Source organism: Loktanella sp. 3ANDIMAR09, assembly GCF_001420005.1.
In the GTDB taxonomy this organism is placed as follows: domain Bacteria; phylum Pseudomonadota; class Alphaproteobacteria; order Rhodobacterales; family Rhodobacteraceae; genus Loktanella.
This window is the reverse complement of the sequence record NZ_LJAK01000004.1, coordinates 119,768-144,594: the sequence shown is the minus strand read 5'-3', so window position 1 is coordinate 144,594 and position 24,827 is coordinate 119,768. Positions and strand designations below refer to the sequence as shown.

Sequence of the window (24,827 nt, the reverse complement as noted above, 5' to 3'; positions counted from 1 at the left end):
GCGTGTCCCGTGCAAGCCATGCGCCGCCGGGCTAAGACGTGGGAGGCGCGATGGCGCGCTGCTTGATCGCGCCGAACAGCGGCTGGTCGTCGCGGGTGCGGCATTCCATCCGCACGTGATCGCCATAGGACAGATAGGGTGTGCGCGGCGCGCCTTCGTCCAGCAATTCGATCCCACGGCGTTCGGCCAGACAGGACGATCCGATCTCGCGGAAATTGGCGTTGGACACGGTCCCTGACCCCAGCAACGTCCCGGCACACAGGGCGCGGGAATAGGCGGCATGGGCCAGCAGTTCGTCAAAACCGTAGGACATGTGATAGCCTTCGGCATTGCCGAACCGTGCGCCGTTCAGATCGACGGTCAGGGGCAGATCGACCCGCGCATCGCGCCATGCGGCGCCCAATTCGTCGGGCGTGATGGCGACAGGGGCAATGGAACAGGCGGGTTTGGCCTGTATCCAGCCAAATCCCGTTTTCATTTCGATCGGTGCAAGTGTGCGCAAGGACCAATCGTTGATCTGCACCACCAACCGGATATGGCGGCGCGCCTCGGCCGCGGTGGTGCCCATCGGTACGGCATCGCAGATGACGCCGAATTCGCCTTCGAAATCGATCCCGTCCGCCTCTGACGGAAAGGGCACATCAGCCACCCCCGACAAGAAGCTGTGCGACATCCCCTGATACATCAACGGACGGCCCTTGGGATTGGGGGCGAGGTTGAACACGGCCTGCATCAGATCGCCGTGGCTGTCATAGGCAGAGCCGTCCAGCCACTGCCACGCGCGCGGCAGCGGCGCGAGCGCGGATGCGGGATCGAAATCCGTGCCACCACCGGCATTGAGGTCGGCGTATTGCCGTTCAAGGGCAGGTGCGTGGTCATCCCAGGCGTCCATCAGCGCCTGAAGCGTCGTCACGCCAAGGGCCGGGGCCGTGCGGGTCAGGTCACGACTTACCAAGTGCAGCACGCCGTCCGGCGTGCCATTCGGCAGGGTTGCGAATTTCATGGCGTGTCTCCGTGGGGTGTGGCGTTTGCGATCAGGGTGGCGATGTCCGGGTCGGGTGCGAGGTGCAGCGCGCGGCCAGGCGCAAAATTCAACGGCTGGGCCTGGCCGAACAGACGCATCATGTCTGGCTGCGGTGCATAGGTGACCCGGGCGGTGCTGTCGGGACAGGCCTGGTGCAACCCCGCCACCAGATCACCGAAACCCGCCCGTAGCATCGGCAGCGTGATGCTGCGCTGCGGGCCAAGCGCGGGGATCATCGCGGCGCGCATGAACTGCGCGGCCACCACGGGGGCAGAGGCCAGCCAGGTCTGCGCCGTGGCCGAGACAGGCAGCGTGATGTCGCGTCCTTGGCGCACGGCCCAGAATACGGCGGACAGGAAACCCGATTTCAGCGCGGCGCCATCATCCGGACGGGCAACGATACCACCAGGGCGCAGCGATACACCATCCAACAGACCGCGCTGGGTGGCATCCTCGACCGCCAGTTCGATCGTGGCCTTGTGTTTGCCGTAGATCATGACCGGTGCGCGGCTGTCACGGGTGTCGCCCAGCACTGCCAGGCTGGACGCAAAGACGAACCGCGCCCCGCGCGCGCAGGCGGCCATCAGACGCCGACTGGCGTCGATGTTGACAGCCTCTGCCGCGACGGGGTTTGCCGCGGCAGCGCCGCCCAGAATGCCAGCCAGATGGATCACCACATCCGCCGATGCCGCGGCGTCCAGCAGTGCGGGGTCCGTCAGGTCGCATTGCAGGACGGTCAACCGCGGATGCGCGAAGTTCAGTTCAGCCAGATCACTGGCCACGACATGCGACACCCGGGGATCGGCAAGGGCTGCCGCAAGGGTCGCGCGCCCCAGAAACCCGCCCGCGCCGGTGATGACCATGCGGGTCATGCCTGGCTCTTGACCCTTGCGTCCTGTTCCACCTGTGCAGCGCGCAGGGCCGGATCGAATGTGCCGTCGGTCAGCACGAACAGCATCCGGCAGGACGCATCGGACCGGTTGGCCCAGGCGTGGATCGTGCCACGCTGGACGACGACGTCGCCGGGGTGCAACGTGACCTCTGCATCGTCCAGCAGCAGCGTGATTTCGCCTGCGATGACGATACCGTAGTCCACGCTCTCGGTGCGGTGCATCAGGGGGTGGCGGCCCTTGATCGTATGGGCCGCGTTTTCGGCCAGCCCCACAGCGGCAAAGAGCGCCTCGGCCTGTTTGGCGTCAAAATCGGGGCCATCGTGGCCCTCGGGCGGGATATCCACGAACCTGATGATCGTCCCACCCGGTGGTGGGGCTGTGTCACGGTAGTCGTGGGTCGGGTCTGCTTGCGTGAACGTGATGCGCGCTGGGCATTGTGCCGTGTGCCAGACCTCGTGAAACGCAAGGCCGGGTTGCGCTGGGGGACGGATGACATGTGGCAAGTCACCGTCAGAGCAGACCACGGCGCGGCCCATGCGGTCATGGCCGGTCACGACGCGGCGGATAGCGGTTTCAGTCATATGGACGTCCTTTTGCATGTGTCGGGGGCCATCACGCCAGCCGTCCGCCCAGCGTTTCGGCGAACCAATCGGCGATGTAGTGACGGCCAAAGCTCATGTTGTCGGCCCCGACGTGTTCGACGCCCCCCTCGCGCGGGGTAAAGATCTTCAGCGCGCGGCGGGGTGAATTGACCAGCTGGTCATAGCTTTGATGCGCGTAATCCAATGCGATCTGGCGGTCGAATTCGCCGTGCGTCACCAGAAACGGCACTTTGATCTTTTCCATCTGGCCATTCAGGTTCATGCCCGCTGACTTGGCGATGAAATCCGCCTGGTCCTTGGCACCGAACACCCAATGCACGTGTTTCCAGTAGTGCGGCACGGGGTTTTCGCCTTCGCGGTTGATCCGTTTCTGCTGGACCTCGGCCCAGTTGTGGTTCGCCCCCCAGACCGCACCAGAGGCGTAGCGCGGTTCGTTCGCGCAGACACGCGGCGCATAATAGCCCCCCAACGAAATGCCCGTGATCCCGATGCGGGCGCTGTCGATATCGTCGCGCGCATCGAGGTAGTCATAGACCGGTGTGCCCCAGTCCTCTGATTTCCATGTGGCGGGCAGGCCTTGCAGGCGCAGGCTTTCGCCGGTGCCGGGTTGGTCGACGCATAGCGATGCGACCCCCCGTTTCGCAAGCTCTTGGGGCAGGCGGGACCAGTAGAGCAGCTCTTTGTTGCTGTCCAAACCGTTCAGATAAACGACGCAGGGCGCGGGGCCTTCGACGCCCTCGGCCGGGGTGAACAGCGCTGCCAGCGTGGTGTCGCCGTAGGGGACCTCGACCCGGGTGACGGTTTCACCCGCCTGTGACGTGCCGCGCAAAAAGTTCGCGATGCCTTTTTTGAACGTGGCAAGGCGGTTTTCACTGCCGTGGGCCTGCATCCGTTCCGCCGTCAGATAATACAATGCGGCGCGCTGGCGTTTTGGACCCGCCGACAGCAGGCGGCCCTTGGCCTCGTCCTCTTCGGCGAGGGCCACCAGCTTGTCGGCCATCTTCATCCATTCTTGCATGAATTCAACGGTACCAGCGTCTTCGCCAGCTTCGGCCTTGGCCAGCAGGGGCTGGCACATGTCCATGATTTCCCCAATTTCTGCACCACTGGCCATGGCAATGGAGACAGACAGATTCCACACGTAATTGGGGAAATATTCAAACAAAGCCATATCAGGCGGTCCTTTTCAGTCGGATAACAGGTCGGTTCAGATCGGCTGACACATCAGGCCGATGGTCTGGCCCGTCAGTTCCCCGACGTTGAAGGGTGGGATCTTGCCCATCTGCATTTCACCGATGCGGACAGAATTCTTGGCCACATGGGCGACGCGCGGCATCCGGCGGGCGCGGTAGGCTGCAAAGGCTTCATCAACGGATTTGGCCTTTGTCAGTTCGTCTGCCAGCACAAGGCCGTCCTCGATGGCCATGCCGGCCCCCTGTGCCAGATGCGGGGTGGACGCATGGACCGCATCACCGATCAGGCCGATGCGCCCCTTGTGCCAGTCGCCGTCCAGCATGATGGTTTCCAGCGGACGCGCGACGACGCCCGCGTCATCGGTAATCTGGTCCAGAATGGCCGCAAACTGGGGCGGCACCATCGTGGCCCGGTCGCGCATCGCCGCCGCCGCACCCGCGACCGGCATGAAATCGGTCGTTGGTTCGGTGCTGAGCAGAAAGATATACATCAGGTCCTCGGTCATCGGGACAAAGCCACCGTTGAACGGGCCTGCGAAAATCTGGATGCCATCGACATGGGCCGGGCGGGGCAGGTTGTAGCGCCAGACCCATTGGCCGGTATAATGTGGCTTGGGCGCGTCGGGCAAAATGGCCTGACGCGTGGCAGAAAACACCCCGTCCGCGCCGATCACCACGTCATAGCGGCCCGTGCTGCCGTCGGAAAAGGTGACATCCACGCCGGTGCCGTCGTCCTGCATGTCGGTGACGGTCAGCCCCAGCCGGACCTTTGCGCCGGCCCGTTCTGCCCCGCCTGCCAGCACCTTTTGCAAATCCGTGCGGCGAATGCCTGCGTTGGACGGATAATCCGGCCCTGCCAGTTTGGGGGTGTTGAAATGCGCGTCCTGCACGCCGCCCGGACCTACATAGATCGTGGTGCTGTCAAATCCGTAGGATCGTGCAAGGTAGTCGTCCAGAACGCCCAGTTCCTTCATCGCGCGGATGACATTCATCTGCTGGATGATACCCACGCCGTAGACCGTCCAGTCGGGGTCGCGTTCGATGATCTCGACCGGAATGCCGCGCTGCCGCAGCGCAATCCCCGCCGTCAAACCGCCGATACCCCCGCCGATGATAAGTGCCGAGCCGATGTCCATATGCGCATTCCTCCCCTTGCGAGGGCAGGTTAAGCAGCAGGATACCATTTTGAAAATTGAAAGATGCAATCAAACCTATCGACAGGATCAATGCGTCGGGAGTGATGCCGCTGCACGGGTCATGACGTCGCGCAGCCAGATGATACCTGGGTCATTTTCCCGATAGGCGTGCCATTGCAACATCTGCCGCAGCAACGGCAAGGCCACGGGACAGGGCGAGATGACCAGCTCTGCCTGCGGCGCCATCAACCGCGCAAGCCTGCGGTGCACGGTCGCGATGCGGTCTGTCCCGGTGATGAGGTGCGGCAGAACCGAAAACGAAAAGGTCTGAACGTCGATCTGCCGTTTCACGCCGGCCTTGGCCAGCATGGCGGTTTCCAGTGACTTGGCCGCGTTCGGGGGCACCATGACGGCATGGGATGCAGCCTGATAAGTGTCGAGATCAACGGGGGTTCTGCCGTGTTTGCCCTGTGCCCATGCGACGATGACGTAATCGTCCTCGTACAAGAGCGATGCGGGGTGATTGTCCGAACTGAACGCCTCTGGCGTCACCAACAGATCGATTTCGCCCTTGTCCAGAAGGGTTTCCGGCAAATCGGTCTGTGCACGAAAATTCATTTTCACGGTCGCATCCTGTTCGTTCAGCAATCGCAGAACGCGCGGCATCAGCACCCGCATCGTGTAATCCGACAGCAAGATGTTGAACGTGCGGTCGGATTCGGCCGGACGGAATTCAGGCTGTGATTCGATCGTTGCCTCGACCCGCACCAGAATGTCGCGGATCGCGGGGCGCATGGATTCCGCGCGCGGCGTGATTTCCATGCGGCGTCCCACCTGCACCAAGAGTGGGTCATTGAAATAATCGCGCAAGCGATTCAACGCGTTGGACATGGCAGACTGGCTCATGAACATCCGGTCTGCCGCAGCCGACACCGACCGCAGTTCCAGCATGTGATCGAGGGCGACCAACAGGTTCAAATCCAGTTTCTTGAAACGCATGCGCAATCCTCGGGTCGAAAACAATCCGTGCGGGCTGGTGACAGCCGCCGCATGACATTTACGCAGTCAATGCATCTTATTCAATCTTACAATTTCATGGATGCACGCGGTTTGGCTAGGTTGAGGTCAACGAGGAGAGGGATCAACGACATGCGTATCATCGGGCCGGACGAGCTGGTTTTTGGGGTCGACAATCTGGATGCATCCACTGCGTTCCTGACGGATTACGGCCTGACGTCCGCCGGGGATGGCCGGTTCGAGGCGCTGGACAAGACGGCCATCACGCTGCGCGCCAAGGACGACGCCGATCTGCCGCCGCCGCTGCCGACGGCCAGTCTATTGCGTCTGACCATCTGGGGCGTCGAGGATCAGGCCACGCTCGATGCGATTGAGGCCGAGCTGGGCACCGACCGTCCGGTCATCAAGGACGACAGTGGCATGTTGCGCTGCAAGGATGACGCCGGTTTTGAAATCGCGTTTCGCATCAGCCACCGGGTCAAGCTGGACCTGCCGGCAGAGCTGATCAATTCGCCCGGTGCCGCACCCGGCCGCGCCATGAACGCAATCGGTGCCAACCAGGACGCCGAGGCCAAGCCGCGCACATTGAGCCATATCGTCTATTTCGTGCCCGACATGGACCTGATGGCGAATTTCTATATCGACCGGCTGGGCTTTGTCGTGACCGACAAATTCACCAACACCGGACCGTTCCTGCGTCCGCAGGCCAACAATGATCACCACGTGTTGTTCATGATCCAGACCCCGGCCTACATGCAGGGGATCGAACATCTGGCGTTCCACATGCAGGGCCCCACCGAATTGATGCTGGCGGGCAGCCGCATGGTCCAGAAAGGCTACGAAAGCTTTTGGGGGCCGGGTCGGCACAAGTTCGGGTCCAACTGGTTCTGGTACTTCAGCTCTCCTTTGGGGACGCATGTCGAGTATGATGCGGATATGGACATGCACGACGGCGCATGGATCGAACGCGAAGTGCCGATGGACAAGGAGGCTGCCCAGCTGTTCCTGTTCGAGAATGTCGAAAAATGGGCACCAGGTGGGCCGCCGCCCGCGGGCGGAACCAAAGCCGGAACGGCCCCCGAGGGTCCATGACAGCCGCCATGCAGGCCGTGTGCGCGCTGGCCGATATCCCCGACGGTGGCTCGCGGGGCATCTGGCCCAACGCCCGGGGTCAGCATCAGGCCTTTGTGGTGCGGCAGGGCGGGCAGGTTTACGGCTATGTGAACAATTGCCCGCACTATGACCGCGCCCGATTGGGCTGGAAAAAGGACGCGTTCCTGAACGGTCCCGGCGACCGGATCATGTGCGCGTCACATGGCGCGCTGTTTCGCATCACGGATGGCAAATGCGAAATCGGACCCTGCATTGGCCAATCCTTGCGACCGATCGCGGTGCGTGTCCGCGAGGGCCATGTTTTTACCGAGCCGCCACATTAATCCGCACCCGCTGCGGCACTTTGGGAGGAGTGACAAGATGGCCAGACAGATCATCGACCTTGCGGTCAGCCTGACGGACGCCGTGCCCAGTGATCCGCCGGGGCTTGGCCCCCAGATCACCCATGTCGATCACAGTGCGGGTGCGGCCGAATTCAGCGCCATGTTCGGCCTGCCGGATGGCGCGCTGCGTGACGGGGCCGGTGCTGCGGTCGAACGCTGCCAGCTGACCACGCATAACGGCACGCATATGGATGCGCCCTGGCACTATCACCCGACGATGGACGGCGGCAAACGCGCGATCACCATCGATGAGGTGCCGCTGGAATGGTGCTTTGGTCGCGGGGTAAAGCTTGATTTCCGTGACCGCCCCAATGGCCACACGATCACCGCCGCAGAGGTCGCGGCCGAACTCGCCCGCATCAATCATACGCTTGCGCCCGGTGACATCGTGCTGGTCAACACGGCTGCGGGCGCGCGCTATGGTCATCCCGACTATGTCGGCACGGGCTGTGGCATGGGGCGCGAGGCGACGCTTTATCTGACGGCCCGCGGCGTCAAGGTCTGCGGCACCGATGCCTGGAGTTGGGACCCACCCCTGATGGGACAGGCCGCGCGCGCCCGTGAAACAGGCGATTGGTCGATTTTCTGGGAAGGCCACAAGGCCGGGGCCGATACGGTCTATTGCCACATGGAAAAGCTGGCCAATCTCGACATGCTGCCCGGAACCGGTTTCGATGTGATCGCATTGCCGGTCAAGGTCGCGGGCGGTTCGGCGGGTTGGTGCCGCCCGGTCGCCATCATCGATGGTCCGTCACAGGCAGGAGACATGGATCATGACTAGTGTCGCAACCAACGTTCTGCCCGGCCAGATCCGCGTGAAAAAGATCACGGGCGTCATTTCCGTGATTTCGATCGGCGCTGCGCTTCTGGGTGCGCTGACCATCGTGATCGACGTGCTGGGACGCTGGCTGTTCGGCGTCTCGGTTTTCGCACTGAACGAAGTCATGTCCGCAATTTTTGCAGTTGCGATTGCACTGACCTTGCCTGCGGGTGCGGCAAACCGCGTCAACCTCAGGATCGACCTGTTGGCGCATCTGACCAGTCCGCGTCTGACGGCATGGTTGCAATGCCTTGGTTCAGTGATGCTGGGGCTGTTTTTCGGCATTCTGGCATGGAGCCTGTTCGGGCTTGCGATCCGCTATGACGATCAGGGCCGCGCCTCTGCGCTGCTGCAACTGCCGCTGGCCCCGGTCTATTTTGCGATTGCCGTGGCGATGGCTGCGGCAGCCTTGGTGCAGGTGCTGAACACGCTCGAGGATTTCGCCCTCGCACGTGCGCAATCTGCCGGGCAAAGGTCGCATGTCGTGGTGTTGCTGGTGGTTGGATTGTTCCTTGTGTCGACGATCGGGATCGGTGGCTGGGCCGTGTTCGCCTTTGACAGCTACGCCACATTTGTCCTGATGAACCCCGGCACGGCCACCATCACCGGATTCGTGATCCTCTGGCTGGCGGTTCTGGCACAGATGCCGCTGGCGACGGTCACGGCACTGATCGGCATTGGCGGCGCACTTGCGGTCATCGGCGGGGGGGCCGCGATGAATACATTCGCAGGCGATGCCGCATCGTTCCTGCGCAATGAACAGGTAGCGACCCTGCCGATGTTCCTGATCATGGGGGCGTTTTCGGTTGCCGCCGGGGTTTCGGATGATTTGTTCCGGCTGGGACAGGCGCTGTTGGGCCGGTTCAAGGGCGGGCTGGCCTATGCCACGATTGCCGGCTGTGCGGGGTTCGGGGCGGTGTCGGGTAATTCCATCGCGACCTCTGCCACCTTTGGCCGCATGGCGCTGCCTGCCATGAAAAAGGCGGGGTATGCGCCGACCTTGTCCACCGCCAGCGTTGCAGCGGGGGGCACCCTTGGTGCATTGGTCCCGCCATCGGGCGTGATCATCCTGTTTGCCCTGCTGACCGAAACCTCGATCGGGGATCTGTTCGTGGCGGCGATGATCCCGGCGCTTGTTGCGATCTTGCTTTATTTTGCTGCCGTATTCGTCACTGTGCGCCTGAACCCGGATGCCGCGCCTGCCGCCGATGTGGACAGCGGGGCTGACCTGTGGCCCGCGATCAAGGGGTCTTTGCCCGTGGTCGTGATGTTCGCCATCGTGATCGGCGGTCTATATGGTGGCGTGTTCACCGCAATCGAAAGTGCTGCCGTCGGGGCGATCAGCGCCTTTGGCATCACGATCGCGCGGGGGCGTCTGACCCGCGACAGTATCCTGCGGGTCTTTGCGGAAACGACGGCGACCACCGCGATGATCTATTCACTGATCTTTGGCGGTTTGATGTTCGCGTTTTTCATCAACCTTGGCGGTGCGCCCGACATGGTCAGCGCATGGATCGCCAGCATCGACGCGCGGCCGGTGCTGATCCTGACGCTGCTGATCATCATCTATCTGCTGTTGGGATCGATCATGGACAGCTTTGGCGTGATGATCATCACATTGCCGGTCGTGACACCGATCATCCTGGATCTGGGTTATGACATGTTGTTCTGGGGCGTGCTGATGCTGGTGGTGGTGGAAATCGGCATGATCACACCGCCGTTCGGCATGAACCTGTTCATCATCAAGAGTATCGATCCCGATACGCGTCTGGGCACGGTCATGCGCGGTATCTTGCCATTCATCTGCGCGGATTTCGTCAAGATCGTCCTGATCGTTTCCATCCCGGCACTGTCTTTGTGGCTGCCTTCGACCATGCAATAGCGCGATGCCATCCTCTACATCGCGTTTGCGGGGCGCAGCCCGTTGGCTGCGCCCCGTTTTGCATCGCGCAAACAGGGTAATTGCAGGGGGCGTCTGTCCGGTTTGGTCCTGCGATGTTGCCCTGATCTGCACCGTCATGTGCGCACGAAAAAGCCGACCGGAGCGATCCGGTCGGCTGATGTGTTGAAATGAACCCCAGGGTCAGTCGATTTCGCCAAGCTCGCGGCGCGCGGCCGCCATCGCGGCCATCCACTGATCTAGGATGACCTGACCATCGGGTGCCCGGTCGATGAATGACGCAAACAGCTGTTCGCCCAGATCAGCGCGCAACGTCTCAAGCTCTGCCGGGGCGATCTGATTGATCGTATGGCTGCCCTTGGCCTCGACGTAGGCTTGGGAATCCGCCTCCCAGCGGTCGACTTCGGCGCCGACTTCGCGGGTCACTGCACAGCCGGAATTGGCATCCAGAACGGCCCGCGCCGCGTCAGGCAGGGCTTCAAAGCGGGCGCGGTCCATGAACACCATGCCAGTCGCCCCGCCCAAGGGCAGTTTCAAGTGGTCGGTCGTCACCTCGTCCAGCCGGAACGCGGGGAAGGCGGTAAAGGTCATGAAACTGCCGTCTGCCGTGCCGCGCTGCATGGATTGGTAATGTTCGGGCAGGATGATCGACAATGGCGTGCCGCCATAGGCTGACACGATCTGCGATGTGGTCGGGCTGCCGACCATGATCTTCTTGCCTTCCAGGTCTGACAGGCTGGTCAGGGGCGCGCCGTTCAGATGGGCCGATGATTGCGGAAACGGAACAAAGAACAGCGGTACAAGATCGCCCAGTTCTGCGTCGAATGCGCCCGCCTCGTACATCGAACAGAACGCCATCGCGGATGCCTCTGCAGAGCCTTCGATCAGCGGAATGGTCGAAACCAGCGCACGGGGGAAGCGGCCAGGGTTGAACACCAGCATTCCGAATGCGATCTGCACGACGTCGTCGGTCACGCGATCCATGTAGTTGTCGGCGTTCACCAGCATTTGCCCGTGACGCACCACGATCTCGACCGCGCCATCAGCGGACGCGTTCACACGTTCCGCCCAGGGGGTCATGATCCGTTCATTCAGCGGGTGAATGACCACATTGCCGGTGCCGAATGTCAGTGTTTCGGCGGCAGAGGCTACAGGCGTCAGGGCCGTCATCCCGGCCAGACACATGGCTGTTAGTTTCTTACGCATCGTTTCCTCCCAAAAACAAAAAAGGACCACTGGTGGCCGTCGGTTTGCATGATAGCCGGGATGCAGATGTTTCAGTATTGGATTGATTCAATCTATTGCATTCATTTCATCAATGGATTGAACCGTAAAACTGCGCCCCTATTTTTCCATGTTATCAATGGGATGTATTAATCAATTTCGTTTTTGGAATGCACCACATCTGCCTAGCTTCTCATCACATGCGGGAGGAGGGCCATCGGTCTGGCGGTCAGGAGTGAAGCCCGCGTGCAGGAGGAGAACCATATGAAGCTTGCCTATATCACCGCGGCTGCTGCCGTGTTCGCGATGCCCGCCATCGCTCAGGATTACAAATTCACGGTAACCAACAATTCCGAATTCGACATGGCACCGCTGATCGTTCTCGATTCAGCCTTATCCGATCCGCTTCTGTTTGCGGACGGCGGCCTGTCCGAGGAGTTCAAGGGTGTCGCACTCGAGGGCGACCCGCGCCCGATGAACGGCAAAGTCGGGGCCGGTGTGGCGGGTCCGGTGTTCGGCACGTCCGGTCCGCCCGAGGTCTGGTTTGCCCCGGGTGAAACCGGGAGCGCGGATATGTTCATCGAATCCAACACGCTGCGGTTCTATGCCAAACTGGATTATGCCGATGGTGCCGATACCATCGTCAGCGGCGTCTACGATATTGCCATGGGTGACGGCACGATCCAGCTGGACCTGTACGACACCGGCATTTCCGAAGGCACGAATGAAATCACACGCGTGGCCGAAGGTGTGGTCGAAGTCGTGATCATCGAAAACTGATATTCTGCGACACTGCAGGACAGGCCCGCCCTGATCACAGGGCGGGCTTTTTTTTTATGGGAAAATCCGGGCTCAGACGACGATATCGACCGTGGTTTCAGGACCGTCAGCGCCGTCGGTCATGAACATCGTCACTTGTGTCTTTTCCGCGTCAGACAGCTGGTTGTAGATCCTGTCGCGGGCATTTGCGGGATGATCGGGCAGATAGAATTGTGTGGTCAGCAGTTCCGCCCCGTCGTCGAAAACCTTGACGTGGATATGGGGGGTACGGCCGGGGTATTCTGTCGGCCGGATGGTGCGGAAACTGTAGGCCCCGTCGTCGCCTGTGATATCGTGGCCAAAGCCCTGGAACCCGGTGTCATAGGCGATGTCACGGCGGTCACCGGGGTGCATGTATTTGCCGTTCACGTCGCATTGCCAGATTTCGACGCGCAGGCCGGGCAGGGGGCCACCATCCGCGTCCAGCACGCGTCCGCGCAGAGTGATGACCTCGCCCCCGGCCTCTTGCACCAGCCCCATGACCTTGACCAGGTCGTTGTCCACATCCGGCATCCGCATGGCGGGCGTGGGGTAGAACGGACCTTCGGTGGCGGGCGGTGTCAGGCTATCTGCGCTGGCGCGCGTACCCGTGACGACGGCAGCACAGGCGGCCAGAGTGCGTCCGATGGCGCTGCGCCGGTTGAAAAACGGTGTCTGCATGTGATGCCTTTCATGGTGTGTGGCAAAGAGATGGTCCCAGATCCGCCATGCACAAGCGCCGCTTGCCCGGCGTTGGCGGCGTGCCGCCTAATGGACCGCAAGATCCTGACCGATGGAAAATGTGCCGGCAAACACCTTGCCCACGCGATCGACATAGACTTGAGCGGTGTCGGGGGTGGCAATGCCGGGCGGGAAAAGCACCGCGACCACGGCCCGTGCCCCGGCGGTTGCGGCCAGCTGGCCCAGATCCGCGGCGTTGATGTGGTGTTTGGACAGGTGGTCCCTGATCATCTGGATGCGATCCTCTGGCATGCCTTCGTTCATGGCGCGGATGCGCTTCATGGTGACGTCGAGGTCCATCATTTCACCCACGATCAGATCGGCCCCCTGGGCCAGCGTTTCCAGCGCGCGGCACGGGCCTGTATCGCCCGTGAACACGACGCTGCGCTCTGGCCGGGTGAACCGCAGCGACAATGACAGATGCCCGTCTTGCCCAAACGCGTCCTCTGTCCGGTAGTGGGTGTTTTCGCAGCAGGTGACGGTCAGATCATCGAGGGTGACCGCATCGGCGGGGGTGATTTCGCGCACCTGTGTAAAATCGCGCGGATGCGGCAACTGCTGGCCCGGAATGCCAAAGCCGATGGCATTTGGGACATCGCAGGCCGCGCACAATCCTTCGACGATCGATCGGGTGCCGGGCGGCCCGTAGATCGTCAGGGGCTGGCGGCGCTGGGTCATCATGTTCAGCCCAAGACAGGCAAACAGGCTGCCGATATGGTCAAAGTGATGGTGCGTCAGAAAAATGTGGTGCACGTCGCGAAATTCGATCCCGGCCCGTTTCAACTGGCCCATCGCCGCCTCGCCGCAGTCAATCAGAATGGGCTGTGTGCCATGCATGAAAACATGGGCCGGTTGCGCGCGCGCCGGGTTCTGCATGGGCCCGCCTGCGGTGCCAAGCGTGATGACGCATGACGTTGGATACATCGCAAATCCCCCAAAGTTTCACCGGCGTCGCTCCGGTGGTTTCTGCGACCCTAGGTCCTGCGTAGGATCCCCGGAAATTGATTTCCGCAATGCCGCCTATCGGGGGGGTCCATGTCAGCGTGCATGTGGCTGTGGCGTCAGCGGCCCTGGATCTGGACGGAAAAACTGCGCTGCGCCCCCGCGGGCGGTATCGGGAACGATCCGACATTCTGCACTAGCCTGACCGCGGCTTCGTCCAGTGCTGCTGATCCCGAACTACGCGCGAGGGCGACGGTCGCGACCTGGCCCTGTGCGCCCACGCTAAAGGCCACGACAGCGGTGCCGCGAGCGTTGACGCGCGGTCTGCCGGCGCGTGACAATCTGCGCATGACCTGACCGGGGTAATTGCTGGCCGCCGCGTTTCCCGCGGCCGGGGCCGTGCCTTCGGTCCCGCTTTGGCGGGCGGTTGCGGACCGTGTACCTGTCGCGGCACCCGCCTGCGTGCTGTTTGCCGCGTTGCCCTGTGGGGCGGCAGCCGGGGCTGGCTGTGGTCTGGCGCTATGGGTTTCCTCGAAAGCGGCGCTGCGTTGCGGTGGACGCGGCGTGCGTGCCACCGCAGCACTGTCGGTTGCCTGCGCCGTGACGCGCGCGGTGGTGGGTGACGGCTGTAGCGGGGCGGACGGTGACGCTGGCATCGCGGCGGTCGGTTGCGCCTGCGACGTGGCAGGGCGCGCCGCGGGCGCAACCGGTGTGACGGGTGCTGCCGCAACGGGACGCGTGCTGTGCAGCGTGCCTGCGGTCATATCGGCAAAGGCATTGCCCAAACTGACCTCTGCTGCACCGGTCCCACCCGTCGTCTGGACAGTGGGCCGTGTGGATACTGTCACCGCCAATCCTGCATGCAAGAGCAGCGCGGCAGTCAGGGCCGCCAGTTTGACGGATGTCGCGCGACGGATCATTCCAGCCCCCTTTCGGTGACGATCACGACCCGTTCGGCACCACCCGCGCGCAAGGCCCGGCCCTGCGTGACGAGTGTCGCTGCGGGCAGGTTCCGGTCCGGCACGATCCTGACACGGGCGCGTTGATCGTCGGTCAAAGTGGCCAGGTAGTCGGCCACTGACGCGATCTCGGTCCCCTGATGGATCATCCGCCCGTCTGCGTGCAACACCAGCGCATCTGCAGGGGCGCTCCTTGCGAGATCGGTCGTGTTGACCAGCCGCAGGTCTCGGTCCAGGGGCGCTGCAACCGTTCCCGCCACCAGAAAGAAGATGAGCATCAGGAAAACGATGTTGATCAATGCGATGGTGGGTTCGCGTTCGGACCGGGGGCTACGTCGTCTCATGCTGGCTCCAGGACGGTGACGGTGACGCCCGATACGTCCCGAAGCGTCACCAGAAGATCGGTCAGCCGTTGTGCGGTGACATCGGGTGCCGCCGCAATCAGCACGACGACAGGGTCCGCACCCGACCGGTGTCCGTCCAGCGCGGCCGCGATGGCGTCAAATGCCGTCGCGGTTCCGTTCAGGCGCAGCACATCGGCGTCCAGCGACAAAAAGACCGGACGCGTGTCCGACGCGGCGCCGCCTGATCGGGCGGATGCAAATTCGACCTCGGCAAACTGGGAAAAGGTCGAAGACAGCATGAAAAAGAGGAGCAGCAGAAAGATCACGTCGATCAATGACGTCAGTGACAATCTGCGCCTGCGCCGCATGCTACGCATGGGCAAGTGTGCCTTGCGGGATGTGTTGCGGGCCGCGTTCCAGGGGCGAACGTGCCGTGCGCAGCGCCTGTTGCGTCAGAACCCGGTCGGCATCCATGCGGGATTCGAACCAGCCAAGAATGACCGAGGTCGGCATCGCAACAGCCAGACCAACCGCCGTTGTCAGCAGCGCGACCCAGATGCCCCCTGCAAGGATCGCAGGGTCGACCTGGCTGCCCGCGTCCTGCAACGCCTGGAACGCGGAAATCATCCCCAGAACGGTCCCGAACAACCCCAACAGCGGGGCAAGCTGTGCCACCGTGTCCAGAAAACGGAACCCACCCTCAAGACGGGCGAAGCGGGTTTCGGCCTCGGCCTCGAGACGGGCAGCGTCGGTCTGACCGTCAAAGGCAAGGGACAGGACCGGCACCAGATAGCTGCGCGACTGTGCCAGATGATCCCGCGCTGCGGTTGTGTCGCCAGCGTCCCATGCGGCGATGGCACGCCGCACTGACTGATGACGGCCGACGCCGGCTGCGTTGAACTGCCACAGTTTGTAGATCAGAACCGCGACCACCAGCACCGAAAGAGCGCCAAGCAACAAGACGACAGGTCCGCCAAGGGCTGCGATGCGTTGCAGCGTATCGAGCAGATGCGTGATCATCCCAGCACCTCGATGTCCGTGCGGCTGTGCAGCGCAAGCCCGGTTTCACAAGCGCCCGCTGGCAGGGCGTCACCGGTGCAGGTTTCGGCCCCGTTGATCAGCAAACGCCCAAGCGACGGGCAGGCCAGACCGGGCACCACGAACTGTCGCACGCGGGGGCGGTCGGCGGGCAGGGTTCCGAAATCGAACAGCGTCATCTGTGCAACGCGCCCGTCAGTATCGAACAAGACAGCCTCGAAGACCGCCTGATCAATGTCAGCGGCATGGGAATTTTTAACCACGAAACTGATCTGGCAGGCCGTGTCGACCGGCTGCACGGCATTCAGTTCGATTGCGACGTGGCCGCCTGCGTTGTCTTGTGACAGGGCGGCAGTGCCCAGCGTGCAGGCCGCCAGACAGATGACGGCACGATGAAGGTTCGGATTGCGCATGGTTCCAGCCTTTGATGTCCTGTGGGAGATCTGGCTGGGGACAGGGTCCCTGGCTGGATGGCGGGGTGCTACCATCCAGCAGGGCGCTATTCAATACCTGATTAAATCAGTCGGCTATGCGCATTTCCAGGTTGACGGACTGACTCAGGCAAGGTGCGCGCGCAGGATCCAGGCAAATTTCTCATGCGTCTGGCCACGTGCGATGCACAGGTCCTCGGTCAGGGTGTCACCGTGTCCTGCGGCCAGTTCGCCTGCGCCTGCAAGGGTTTCTGCCAGTGTTTCCTGCGCTTCTTTCAGCAATCTGATCATGTCCTGCGCGGATGGCGCGCCCTCGACCTCGGTCACCTTGGACCGCGACAGCATCCCGGCAAGCGTGCCGTGCGCATGCGCGTCCAGCGCCTTGATCCGTTCAGCCAGATCGTCCTGTGCGGTGAAATGATCCTCGTAGATCTTTTGAAACAGCTCATGCAGCGGGCCAAAGGCCATGCCGGTGACATTCCAGTGAAAATTCTGCGCCATCATCGTCGTGACGGCTGTTTCAGCCACGCATTGGTTCAGCGCCTCTGCGATCTGGGCGTTTGCGCTGGTGGAAAGTGTTTGGGCGGTTTGAGTCAAGTTGGCCTCCTGCAACATATGGGATGGAGCTGGCTGGCGTCTGGCAGGCTTGCCCGTCGAGCCTAGGCCCGGATCACAGGCGTGGCAAGCCGATTTAGAACATTTCTAAATCTGATAAAATTGCTCGCATATGCAGCGCATCAGGAACACCAGATTGCGGTGCGCATGTCGCGGCACGCGGGAATGCAGCAGGAACGCCACGCTGTCATCGTCACCGGACTGCAGGCTGCGTGCAAGAGATGACAGCCATTTCTCGTCGAACGACATGTCGGGTTCATCGGGGTGATACAGGACTGGCCTGCGCCCCAGCGCCTGTGACAGGCAGCGCATCAACACCTCCGAGGCGGCCTGCGTGGCGATCCGGGGATTGGACGACAGGGCGGCGCAGGCCCCGAACATGTCGATATATCCGTTGCAGCGGTTGCTGCGGGACACCTTGCGCAGATGTACCAGCAGCCTGTCTGGTGGCGCGCTATGCGCAAGTGCGCGGTTGCAGGTGTCGTCGTTTGTGTGTCGTATCAGGGCTGTCATCATGGTCTCGCGCGAATGGATCACGGGCACGGCGTCAGGCAGCCTTGCCGCCGTCCAGCGACCTGAGGCTGACGTTCTTTTTGCGGCAACGTTTTTCATAGGCCGCCTGCCAATGCGCATAGCGTCCCATGACAGCCTGCTGGGCCGTGACGAGCGCGACAAACCCTTCGCGTTGGGTATTCTTTTTTAACGCCTTAAAGGCCGATTTCTGGCCCTTGGTCATGGAACATCCAATGCAGTGACCGTCGCGTTTGAATTTGCAGACGCTGATGCAGGGGCTGGGTACTTTTGACATAGTGTCCTCGCTGGGTCAGGCGGCGGGTCTTGTCCGGGCAGAGTGGGTTCGTCCGGAACCGAAGGTACGCCCATCGCTATTTCGTCAAAATGAGTTTGCCTGCACGGGTGATCCGCAGGGTATAGGTCTGGCCGTCAAGCGTGATGTCAGCCTTGACCCCGTTCGGGATCAATTGGCGTGCATCATGCGTCGACGCGTTGTCGCACTCGGAAACGGGTCGCTGATCCGTGGTCATGTCCAGCCGTTTCATGTGTTGTGCCCAGGGCCGGACCGCATTGCGCGCTGATGGTCGATCAGCTGTTCCAGTGCGAAACCTTCGATTGGTGCCAAGTCCGCACCATCGGTGATGATCTCGCGCCAGGCACCCGGCGATGTCAGGCGATCGGGTAGGGCGGTGCCGCCGCGTTGGCCCATCGCGGCCTGCGCTGTCGTTTGGCTGTCGTTTCTAGGGATCATGCAAAAGACCCTCTCGTGCTGTTACGTTTTGCCTGACTAAATAAGTCGGGTTAGTGGCATCAATAGCGCAACCTGACAAAATCAGTCAAGTTTCCAGATGACCTGCGCCATTCGGACGCATCTTTTGTCCCAAAACCTGGCCGAGGTCTGGGCCGCGACTGGCAATTGAGCTGCGATGATGGTCTGCTCACGATTGGGCGTGACGATCTACCAAGGGTCCAAACGGCAGTGCACTGACTGCGCGCGCGTTTCTGCGGTGGCGTTCAGTATTTGGTGCGGCTCTGGACGCATGAAACACCCTCCGGAATGGGCTGCATGCAGGCTTTGGTGCCAATGAAATGCCGCCCGCGGGTGGGACGTTGACTGCTGGCGCGGGAATGCAGCGACCTGCGGCGCAGCGAGCGGCGCAAGGGCAGTGACCCGTGACGTATTGCGCGATGGAGGACCCATGACACAAGGCAACAGCATTCTGCACACCGCCGCCCGCCTGTCCGTCGCCCCGATGATGGATGATGGAGATTACGATAGTATTTCAATACGTTGCGGGGCGTCGTGTGCAACACATGTTCATGTTTCGATCGCATGATTTCGTGCGTGATCGTGCTGTTTCGTGAAGCGGCATCGTGAACGACGCGCTGCAAGGATTTTGACTCGCTCAAGAACGCGATGGCCTCGCTTTGGCCCTGCCCCCCCGCGTATCAGGTCAGACGGCAGCAACAGAGCCGCCAAGGTAGTTCGGGACCACCGTTGCCGACCAGAATGCGCGAAGACAGTGCCGACAATGCGCCCGTTGCGAAAGATCTGTGGGTGAGGGCCCAGCGGCGGCACGCCGGCGTGGTCGGCATTCAATCGCTATATCTTTTGGATGAAAGACGCCTTGCCGCCCGCCCAGATGGGCAGGTTTTCCTTGTCGTCGAGCCATGCTTTCTCAGCCGCCGTAGTCTCGCGACCAAACTCGGCATTTCGTTGCGGGTAGCGACCGAATTTTTGCAGGACCTGGCGGTGCTGGTCGATGGCTGGTTTGTTGCGCTCGGTAAACAATCTGAAATTCGGATAGGCCTCAATGGCCAGATCGACAAAGTCGCAGGCAAGGTCCAGATCATCAGCATTTTCGGAATGCGCCAGCGCCCATGGAAGCAGATAGAGGATAGCGGCAGGCAGGGTCAGCGTGGTTTCGATCATCTGCGGGGCCATCAATGCGCGCATCAGGTCTCTGGCTATCGGGTCGTAGGAAAAGGCTTCTGCGCTGCCCCGAAAACAGGATCGCGACAGTTGATCGGCCAGCAGCACCTTGGCAACCTTGCCTTCAAGGCTGGTCCACTCTTCGCCGATCAAGCTCGGTGGGTCGGCCTTCAGTTCACGCACAACCGGCGCAAAGGGCTGGCAAAACGCGTCGAGGGCCCGGCCGCTTTGAAACCAGATCGTCATCAAGGGCCGCACCGTTTCGTCCCGGTTCAGGCTGTCCCGGGTTTCGGGGTCAGCGGTATCGCAGCCGCACATGTAGTCGAGCACGCTGCGCGGCGAGCGGGGATTTTCGACGGCCCGAATAACGTCCGGGCGCTGCCGAAAGCTCGCAGGTGTCAGTTCATCGGTGGGCATTCGCTTTCCTTCTACCGATCATCAGGCAGACCTCGGGTCGGTCGTGCGCTGTTTTCTGATCTCGTGCGTTCGTTGCGATTATGCAGGCGAGACAGCTGTCCCGCCTGCTTGGGCTCTGCCCGTTGGCCGGGCTATGTCGTGATGATGTCTATTGCCCGATCGAGTCCGGGCCAACGCCGTCAAAGCCGGTGAACATGCCGTTGTCATTGGCAAGGCCCTCGGTCGGGACGGGCTGGATCACGTCCCAATGCTCGACGATCATGCCGTCTTCCATGCGGAACAGGTCATAGAAGGCGTTGGTCGTGCCGTTCCATTGGCCTTCGCTGACGGTCAGGACAAAGTTGCCCTCACCCAGCACTGCGTGGATGTCGGTATAGACGAACATGTTGTCTTGCGCGGTCAACGCCTCGACCGCCGCGACGATCCCCTCAAGCCCGTCTGCGATGAACGGGTTATGCTGGGCATAGCTTTCAGAACTGATGTACTCGGTGATCTTGGCCGGGTTCTTGCCCATCAGCACGTCTTCGATCAGCGCCACGGCCAGCGCCTTGTTCTCCTCGGTCTTGTCCAGATCCGTGACCTCGGTTGGACCGTCAACCATGCTGCGCCCGCTGGCTGTTTCCGTCACGAAGGGTTGGATAGCGTCCCAGTGTTCAGCGGCCTGTCCGTCTTCCATCCGATAGATATCGATGGTGACGATCTCGGGCGCTCCGAAAGCCTCAGCATTGGTAAACGAATTGTGCAGAACAACGAAGTCTCCATCCTGCAAGATTCGATGGTTGGTCCACGTGATAGCCGAGGCTTCGAGACTTGGCAGAAACCCGATCAGCGCATCTCGGCCGGTGGGCACGAAAGGATTATGTTGAACGATATCCGCGGCAATGTACGTGCGCACGCCTTCTTCGCTGTAGTCCGTGAATAGCGCCTGGAACGCGCTGAGGGCGGCAGATTTGAGTTCTGACGCGTGGGTCTCGGCAATTGCGCCTGTTGCAGCGACAGCGACCGTGATGGCGGCAGTAAGGGTCTTTTTCATTGTATTGGTTCCTTTTTCAGGGGGAAGGTATTGGGGTGGTCAGGCGTCGGCCCCGCCCAGCACGGTGTCGAGTTGCATCTCTTTCAAGAGCGCGTCCTGTCTCGGCTGGGTGAAGTTGTTCATCTCGTCTACGCCCCAGGTGATGCCGACGACCGTGCGCGTGGGGCGTTTGCCGGGGGCGGCATCGGCCAGCGACAGATAGGCGTCCACCACCAGTTGAGGGTCGGGGGCTTCATCGCTGGCCAGCATCTGGGCAAAACCCGCGACCATGGCGGAGGGCACCTGCCCAAGGTCGCCATAGGACGCCAGCACATCCGCGCGGGCGGGCGGCTTTCCGGCGGCCAGCAGGTTCGACGGGAACGGGCCGGGCTCGACCAGGGCCACGTCGATGCCGAAGGGGGACACCTCGTATCGCAGGCTTTGGCTGTAGGCTTCCAGCGCGTGTTTCGTTGCGCAATAGGTGCCGAAGAAGGGCACCGAGACCCGCCCGGCGAGGGAACTTGTGTTGATGATGAGACCCGAACCGGCCGCGCGCATCGACGGCAGAACCGCCTGCATGGCACGGATGGCACCGAAATAGTTGGTGTCCATCTGTTCGGCGGCCTGCGCGACGGAATAGGCCTCGGTCATGCCGATATACATGATGCCCGCGTTATTGATCAGGATGTCGATGGGGCCCTCGGCCAGAATTGCCGCGAAACCTTCGGCCACCGAGGCGTCGCTGGTCACGTCTATCTCGGCGATGGTGATGCACGAGGAGTAGGCTTCCAGCTCTGCCTTCTTGGCGGCGTTGCGACCTGCGGTGTCGCGCATCGTGCCCCAGACGCGGTCGCCCCGGTCAGCAAAGGCCCGCGCGGCCGCCGCGCCAAATCCGCTGCTGGCGCCTGTGATGACGATGGTTCTTTTGGGTGTGGACATGGGGTGGTCTCCTGCTTGCATGTTTCGTTACCGGTTGGTACGAATATCAAATGTGCTCCGTCAAGAAATAAAATACCGGATAGTATAAAAATGAGCGATGCCAATAAAGGACCCGCGCGTGGCCGACCGCGGACGATGAACGCCGAGCAGGTGCTCGACGTGGCGATGAATGCGTATTGGCACAGCGACCCAGCCGATGTGTCGGTCAACGCGATCTGCCAGATGGCGGGCATCTCGAAACCCTCGCTATATCGGGAGTTCGGAAGCGAGGACGGGCTGTCGCGCGCGGTGCTCGACCGCTATGCCGAACAGGTGCTGTCGGAAATCTTTGTGATCCTGCAAGGCGGGATGGGGCTGCGCGAGACGCTTGACGCGCTCATCGAATTTGCGAGTAGCGATCCACGGATGGAGACCGGGTGCCTGTTCTACAAGATGCGCGCAGGCAAGCACCGGTTGGGGCCGGACACGCGGGCGCGCGTGGAGGAGATCGACGCGGTTGGACAGGCGGCATACGCCGCCTTTCTGCAAGCTGCCCGCAATGCCGGGGATTGGCCGGATGGCCCGTCGGTCGAGGCCGGTGCGAAATATCTGGGCGAGCAGGTCGCGCTGGCGATAACGCAACGCGCCTCAGGCGAAGACCCCGCACGCATTCGCGAAATGCTGACGCTGGCGCTCTCGGTCATCAGCCGCTCATGACCGGATCGCCGCGGGCCCTCATGCCCGATTACCTGCGCCTTGTCGCGCTGTTCGGCATTGTCGTGGTCAATGTCCAGTTCATCGCGTTTTCCGCGCTTGGCAGTTTTGCCGATCCGGGCGGTGAGACCCTGCACGACGAGATCACCCTATGGCTGGTCAACGGGCTGGCGCTCCTGAAGACCTACGGGCTGTTTTCCTTCATGTTCGGGGTGGGCCTTGGGTTCCTGATGCGTTCGGCGTCACGGCACGGGCTGCCCTTCGGGCGCGTCTACCGCAACCGCATGATCGGGCTTGCGATACTTGGGGTCGTGCATGGCTGCCTGTTCTTTCCTGGCGACATCCTGACGATCTATGCCGTCACCGGTTCGATCCTCTACCTGTTCCGGGACTGGCCGGTGCGGCGCCTTGTGCGGGTCGGCGCGGCGTTGCTGATCGTGCAGGCCCTCATCGCGCCACTGCTGCTGCTGGCCACGCCGGAGACGCCGCCCGACATCGTCGCGATGGAGCGCGCGATCCTGACGAATGGCGGGTTTCCTGAGGTCGTCCTGTTCCGCAGCATCGGCTTCGCCTTCATCATGCCGTCCTTCCTAGTGTTTCAGGGCACCGCGGCGCTCGGCTGGTTCTGCCTCGGCCTTGCGGCAGTGAAGTCCGGCATGATCGACGATGCAATGCACCCGCTCTGGCGGCGGTCGCGGCGCTGGTGTCTCGGGCCGGGGGTCGCGCTTGGACTCGCCGGGGCCGCGATCTGGCAATGGGGGCCGCCGGTGCCCGGTGCTGTTCTGACGGTCGCCGCCGCGCCGATCGCCACGCTCGGCTATCTCGGCCTGATTGCTGCGCTGTCACGCCCGCCGGGGCCGATCATGGCGCAGGCGCTGTCCGCTGGCGGGTCGAGCCTGAGCATCTATCTCGGCCAGTCGATTGTCCTGTCGACAGTCTTCTCGGGCTACGGGTTGGGCCTCTGGGGCGCGGTGGATTGGCTCACCGCCGTGGCTGTCGCGCTTGCGGTGACGGTGATCCTGATCGTCGTCTTGGCGATCTGGCGTTCCCGCTTCAGGCTGGGACCCTTCGAATGGGTCCTGCGACGGATCACCTATGGCTGGTTCCGACACTAAAGCCTGTCATTCAGCCTCTGCACGGCATCCATTTTTTCGTGTAGGACGGCGATGATGATGGGGCGGTCGATTGCAAGCCAGAAGATGTAGTCACGCTGGCATCTATGGAGGCAGACTTCGTCAGGCGACTTGCCGGAAAGCGCGCCGCGCCGCGCCTGCTTGATCCTCGGCTCCAGGAAGTTGGCCAGCGCCATGAAAGCCTCGTCTTCGCTCATGCCGTCGAGTGCAGGGGCATCGCCAAGTGCTCGACCCAAGACATAGTCCTTTATGCTCTGGCCCTTGAGAGCAGCGATGGCCTTGAGCTTCTGATGGTCTTCCAGTGAGATAACAATCGAGAGTCTGGGCATAGTGAGGGGTAGTCGATTCCGGCCAACAATAAGAAATTTGTTGAATCTGGAGAGTTCACCAATGCCCCTGTTTTGAGGCACCTCCACCCAAACGCCGCCGTCTTCCTGTCTTTGTACGGGGTGGGGTAGAAGGACAGAAGCCGTGTGCGTATGGTGTGCACAGCGGGTCCGTTCCGGTAGAGGGCGCACACGAGGAGAACGCTGAATGCCTTCAAACGCAGCCACCGAGGCCGCGCGGTTGTCTACTGCGACCATGATGGATGGTGGCGATTTTCTCGATTTTCCAATAGCTTGCTAAGCGTCGTGCGCAGCACGTGTTCAAGTTGCCATCGCGTGATCTCGCGTCGCCGCGCGGGCTTTTCGGTAAGTTGACTAAACAGGCTCGTTTTTGTGCCAAGTCCATTTTCGCCGTGGTGGGCTAAAGAAAGGACGGTTACCGCTGACACTCTTGATCCAGCCAGATCCATGCCCGCAAAACAGCCTGTTACAGACGGTTATCAGCAGTCCTCGGAGGCCGGAAGTCACGGGGATTCGTCTAGGTCCAGCGTATCTGACACTTATCCGAATCGCGCCTTGTCCGTTTGGGCGACGCCCCAGTCTTTTTGCCCATCCAAGTTGTTTTGCCCCTCCCTCGGCTTCGTTGCGCAAAGCACGTGGAGCCCGGACTTTCCCTTGCGTCGGGCGC

Annotated in this window: 30 protein-coding genes; 7 read left to right on the top strand and 23 right to left on the bottom strand. The window is 61.9% G+C overall.

Annotated elements, in window-relative coordinates:
• Window positions 1–31: 31 nt before the first annotated feature.
• From AN189_RS07990 to AN189_RS07965, 6 genes are all read right to left on the bottom strand, one after another.
• Window positions 32–1,003 carry a fumarylacetoacetate hydrolase family protein gene (locus AN189_RS07990; RefSeq protein WP_056033762.1) on the bottom strand — a complete coding sequence of 324 codons (972 nt, stop codon included), beginning with the start codon at window positions 1,001–1,003 and terminating at the stop codon, window positions 32–34.
• Entirely contained in the window at window positions 1,000–1,896 is an 897-nt protein-coding gene (locus tag AN189_RS07985) for an NAD-dependent epimerase/dehydratase family protein (RefSeq protein WP_083484315.1), read from the bottom strand. The genes AN189_RS07990 and AN189_RS07985 overlap by 4 nt, the downstream gene beginning before the upstream one ends.
• Window positions 1,893–2,498: a cupin domain-containing protein gene (locus AN189_RS07980; protein WP_056034227.1), complete on the bottom strand. Its 606-nt coding sequence runs from the start codon at window positions 2,496–2,498 to the stop codon at window positions 1,893–1,895. Before AN189_RS07980 ends, AN189_RS07985 begins: the two co-directional genes overlap by 4 nt.
• 31 nt (window positions 2,499–2,529) lie before the next feature.
• A complete protein-coding gene (locus AN189_RS07975) occupies window positions 2,530–3,690 on the bottom strand; it encodes a S9 family peptidase (protein ID WP_056033757.1) in 1,161 nt (386 codons plus the stop codon).
• Between the two features lie 36 nt (window positions 3,691–3,726).
• The gene (locus AN189_RS07970; RefSeq protein WP_056033754.1) at window positions 3,727–4,848 is read right to left on the bottom strand and encodes an FAD-dependent monooxygenase; all 1,122 of its coding nucleotides are present in this window, start codon (window positions 4,846–4,848) and stop codon (window positions 3,727–3,729) included.
• A gap of 87 nt (window positions 4,849–4,935) precedes the next feature.
• A complete protein-coding gene (locus tag AN189_RS07965; protein WP_056033752.1) occupies window positions 4,936–5,847 on the bottom strand; it encodes a LysR family transcriptional regulator in 912 nt (303 codons plus the stop codon).
• Window positions 5,848–5,997: 150 nt separating this feature from the next.
• Between AN189_RS07965 and AN189_RS07960 the strand changes: the two genes are divergently transcribed.
• Genes AN189_RS07960 through AN189_RS07945 form a run of 4 tightly spaced genes read left to right on the top strand, consistent with a single transcriptional unit; the run spans window position 5,998 to window position 10,063 of the window.
• Window positions 5,998–6,957, top strand: coding sequence for a VOC family protein (locus tag AN189_RS07960; protein WP_056033749.1), 960 nt, complete (start codon window positions 5,998–6,000; stop codon window positions 6,955–6,957).
• Window positions 6,954–7,301: a Rieske (2Fe-2S) protein gene (locus tag AN189_RS07955; RefSeq protein WP_056033747.1), complete on the top strand. Its 348-nt coding sequence runs from the start codon at window positions 6,954–6,956 to the stop codon at window positions 7,299–7,301. The genes AN189_RS07960 and AN189_RS07955 overlap by 4 nt, the downstream gene beginning before the upstream one ends.
• A gap of 37 nt (window positions 7,302–7,338) precedes the next feature.
• A complete protein-coding gene (locus AN189_RS07950; RefSeq protein WP_056033744.1) occupies window positions 7,339–8,142 on the top strand; it encodes a cyclase family protein in 804 nt (267 codons plus the stop codon).
• A complete protein-coding gene (locus tag AN189_RS07945; RefSeq protein WP_056033741.1) occupies window positions 8,135–10,063 on the top strand; it encodes a TRAP transporter large permease subunit in 1,929 nt (642 codons plus the stop codon). The genes AN189_RS07950 and AN189_RS07945 overlap by 8 nt, the downstream gene beginning before the upstream one ends.
• A gap of 201 nt (window positions 10,064–10,264) precedes the next feature.
• On the opposite strand, the gene AN189_RS07940 is transcribed toward AN189_RS07945, so the two are convergent.
• Window positions 10,265–11,287 (bottom strand): TRAP transporter substrate-binding protein, encoded by a 1,023-nt coding sequence (locus AN189_RS07940; protein ID WP_157057425.1) that lies wholly within the window; start codon window positions 11,285–11,287, stop codon window positions 10,265–10,267.
• A 282-nt stretch (window positions 11,288–11,569) separates the two neighbouring features.
• On the opposite strand from AN189_RS07940, the gene AN189_RS07935 reads away from it, so the two are divergent.
• Complete coding sequence (locus AN189_RS07935) at window positions 11,570–12,085, top strand: hypothetical protein (RefSeq protein ID WP_157057424.1); 516 nt, start codon at window positions 11,570–11,572, stop codon at window positions 12,083–12,085.
• A gap of 72 nt (window positions 12,086–12,157) precedes the next feature.
• Here the strand turns inward: AN189_RS07935 and AN189_RS07930 are convergent, their stop codons facing one another.
• The 15 genes from AN189_RS07930 to AN189_RS07870 all read right to left on the bottom strand — a co-directional run bounded on the left by AN189_RS07930 (window position 12,158) and on the right by AN189_RS07870 (window position 21,987).
• Complete coding sequence (locus tag AN189_RS07930) at window positions 12,158–12,784, bottom strand: protocatechuate 3,4-dioxygenase (RefSeq protein WP_056033732.1); 627 nt, start codon at window positions 12,782–12,784, stop codon at window positions 12,158–12,160.
• Window positions 12,785–12,871: 87 nt separating this feature from the next.
• Window positions 12,872–13,768: an MBL fold metallo-hydrolase gene (locus AN189_RS07925; protein ID WP_216597733.1), complete on the bottom strand. Its 897-nt coding sequence runs from the start codon at window positions 13,766–13,768 to the stop codon at window positions 12,872–12,874.
• 137 nt (window positions 13,769–13,905) lie between these two features.
• Window positions 13,906–14,706 (bottom strand): energy transducer TonB, encoded by an 801-nt coding sequence (locus tag AN189_RS07920; protein ID WP_056033730.1) that lies wholly within the window; start codon window positions 14,704–14,706, stop codon window positions 13,906–13,908.
• Complete coding sequence (locus AN189_RS07915; RefSeq protein ID WP_056033727.1) at window positions 14,703–15,089, bottom strand: biopolymer transporter ExbD; 387 nt, start codon at window positions 15,087–15,089, stop codon at window positions 14,703–14,705. The genes AN189_RS07920 and AN189_RS07915 overlap by 4 nt, the downstream gene beginning before the upstream one ends.
• Window positions 15,086–15,466, bottom strand: a complete 381-nt coding sequence (locus AN189_RS07910) for a biopolymer transporter ExbD (protein ID WP_172794883.1) — start codon at window positions 15,464–15,466, stop codon at window positions 15,086–15,088. Before AN189_RS07910 ends, AN189_RS07915 begins: the two co-directional genes overlap by 4 nt.
• Window positions 15,459–16,109, bottom strand: coding sequence for a MotA/TolQ/ExbB proton channel family protein (locus tag AN189_RS07905; RefSeq protein WP_056033724.1), 651 nt, complete (start codon window positions 16,107–16,109; stop codon window positions 15,459–15,461). The genes AN189_RS07910 and AN189_RS07905 overlap by 8 nt, the downstream gene beginning before the upstream one ends.
• On the bottom strand, window positions 16,106–16,540 hold the full coding sequence (locus AN189_RS07900; RefSeq protein ID WP_056033721.1) for a hypothetical protein: 435 nt from the start codon (window positions 16,538–16,540) through the stop codon (window positions 16,106–16,108). The genes AN189_RS07905 and AN189_RS07900 overlap by 4 nt, the downstream gene beginning before the upstream one ends.
• Window positions 16,541–16,684: 144 nt before the next feature.
• Window positions 16,685–17,155 carry a Dps family protein gene (locus AN189_RS07895; protein WP_056034220.1) on the bottom strand — a complete coding sequence of 157 codons (471 nt, stop codon included), beginning with the start codon at window positions 17,153–17,155 and terminating at the stop codon, window positions 16,685–16,687.
• A gap of 105 nt (window positions 17,156–17,260) precedes the next feature.
• Window positions 17,261–17,689 (bottom strand): hypothetical protein, encoded by a 429-nt coding sequence (locus AN189_RS07890; protein WP_172794882.1) that lies wholly within the window; start codon window positions 17,687–17,689, stop codon window positions 17,261–17,263.
• Between the two features lie 31 nt (window positions 17,690–17,720).
• Window positions 17,721–17,981, bottom strand: a complete 261-nt coding sequence (locus tag AN189_RS07885; protein ID WP_056033716.1) for a DUF1289 domain-containing protein — start codon at window positions 17,979–17,981, stop codon at window positions 17,721–17,723.
• Between the two features lie 76 nt (window positions 17,982–18,057).
• On the bottom strand, window positions 18,058–18,231 hold the full coding sequence (locus AN189_RS18755; RefSeq protein WP_157057423.1) for a hemin uptake protein HemP: 174 nt from the start codon (window positions 18,229–18,231) through the stop codon (window positions 18,058–18,060).
• A complete protein-coding gene (locus AN189_RS19130; RefSeq protein WP_157057422.1) occupies window positions 18,228–18,437 on the bottom strand; it encodes a hypothetical protein in 210 nt (69 codons plus the stop codon). Before AN189_RS19130 ends, AN189_RS18755 begins: the two co-directional genes overlap by 4 nt.
• Window positions 18,438–19,289: 852 nt before the next feature.
• Complete coding sequence (locus tag AN189_RS07880; protein ID WP_253279578.1) at window positions 19,290–20,036, bottom strand: DUF924 family protein; 747 nt, start codon at window positions 20,034–20,036, stop codon at window positions 19,290–19,292.
• 148 nt (window positions 20,037–20,184) lie between these two features.
• On the bottom strand, window positions 20,185–21,069 hold the full coding sequence (locus tag AN189_RS07875; protein WP_083484311.1) for a nuclear transport factor 2 family protein: 885 nt from the start codon (window positions 21,067–21,069) through the stop codon (window positions 20,185–20,187).
• Window positions 21,070–21,108: 39 nt separating this feature from the next.
• Entirely contained in the window at window positions 21,109–21,987 is an 879-nt protein-coding gene (locus tag AN189_RS07870; RefSeq protein WP_172794881.1) for an SDR family NAD(P)-dependent oxidoreductase, read from the bottom strand.
• 135 nt (window positions 21,988–22,122) lie between these two features.
• Between AN189_RS07870 and AN189_RS07865 the strand changes: the two genes are divergently transcribed.
• Together AN189_RS07865 and AN189_RS07860 are read left to right on the top strand one after the other, a co-directional pair.
• Window positions 22,123–22,683, top strand: a complete 561-nt coding sequence (locus AN189_RS07865; RefSeq protein ID WP_056033710.1) for a TetR/AcrR family transcriptional regulator — start codon at window positions 22,123–22,125, stop codon at window positions 22,681–22,683.
• The gene (locus AN189_RS07860) at window positions 22,680–23,795 is read left to right on the top strand and encodes a DUF418 domain-containing protein (RefSeq protein WP_056033707.1); all 1,116 of its coding nucleotides are present in this window, start codon (window positions 22,680–22,682) and stop codon (window positions 23,793–23,795) included. Before AN189_RS07865 ends, AN189_RS07860 begins: the two co-directional genes overlap by 4 nt.
• Here AN189_RS07860 and AN189_RS19480 read toward each other — a convergent pair.
• A complete protein-coding gene (locus AN189_RS19480) occupies window positions 23,792–24,397 on the bottom strand; it encodes a hypothetical protein (protein WP_216597732.1) in 606 nt (201 codons plus the stop codon). The genes AN189_RS07860 and AN189_RS19480 overlap by 4 nt on opposite strands.
• Between the last annotated feature and the right edge of the window lie 430 nt (window positions 24,398–24,827).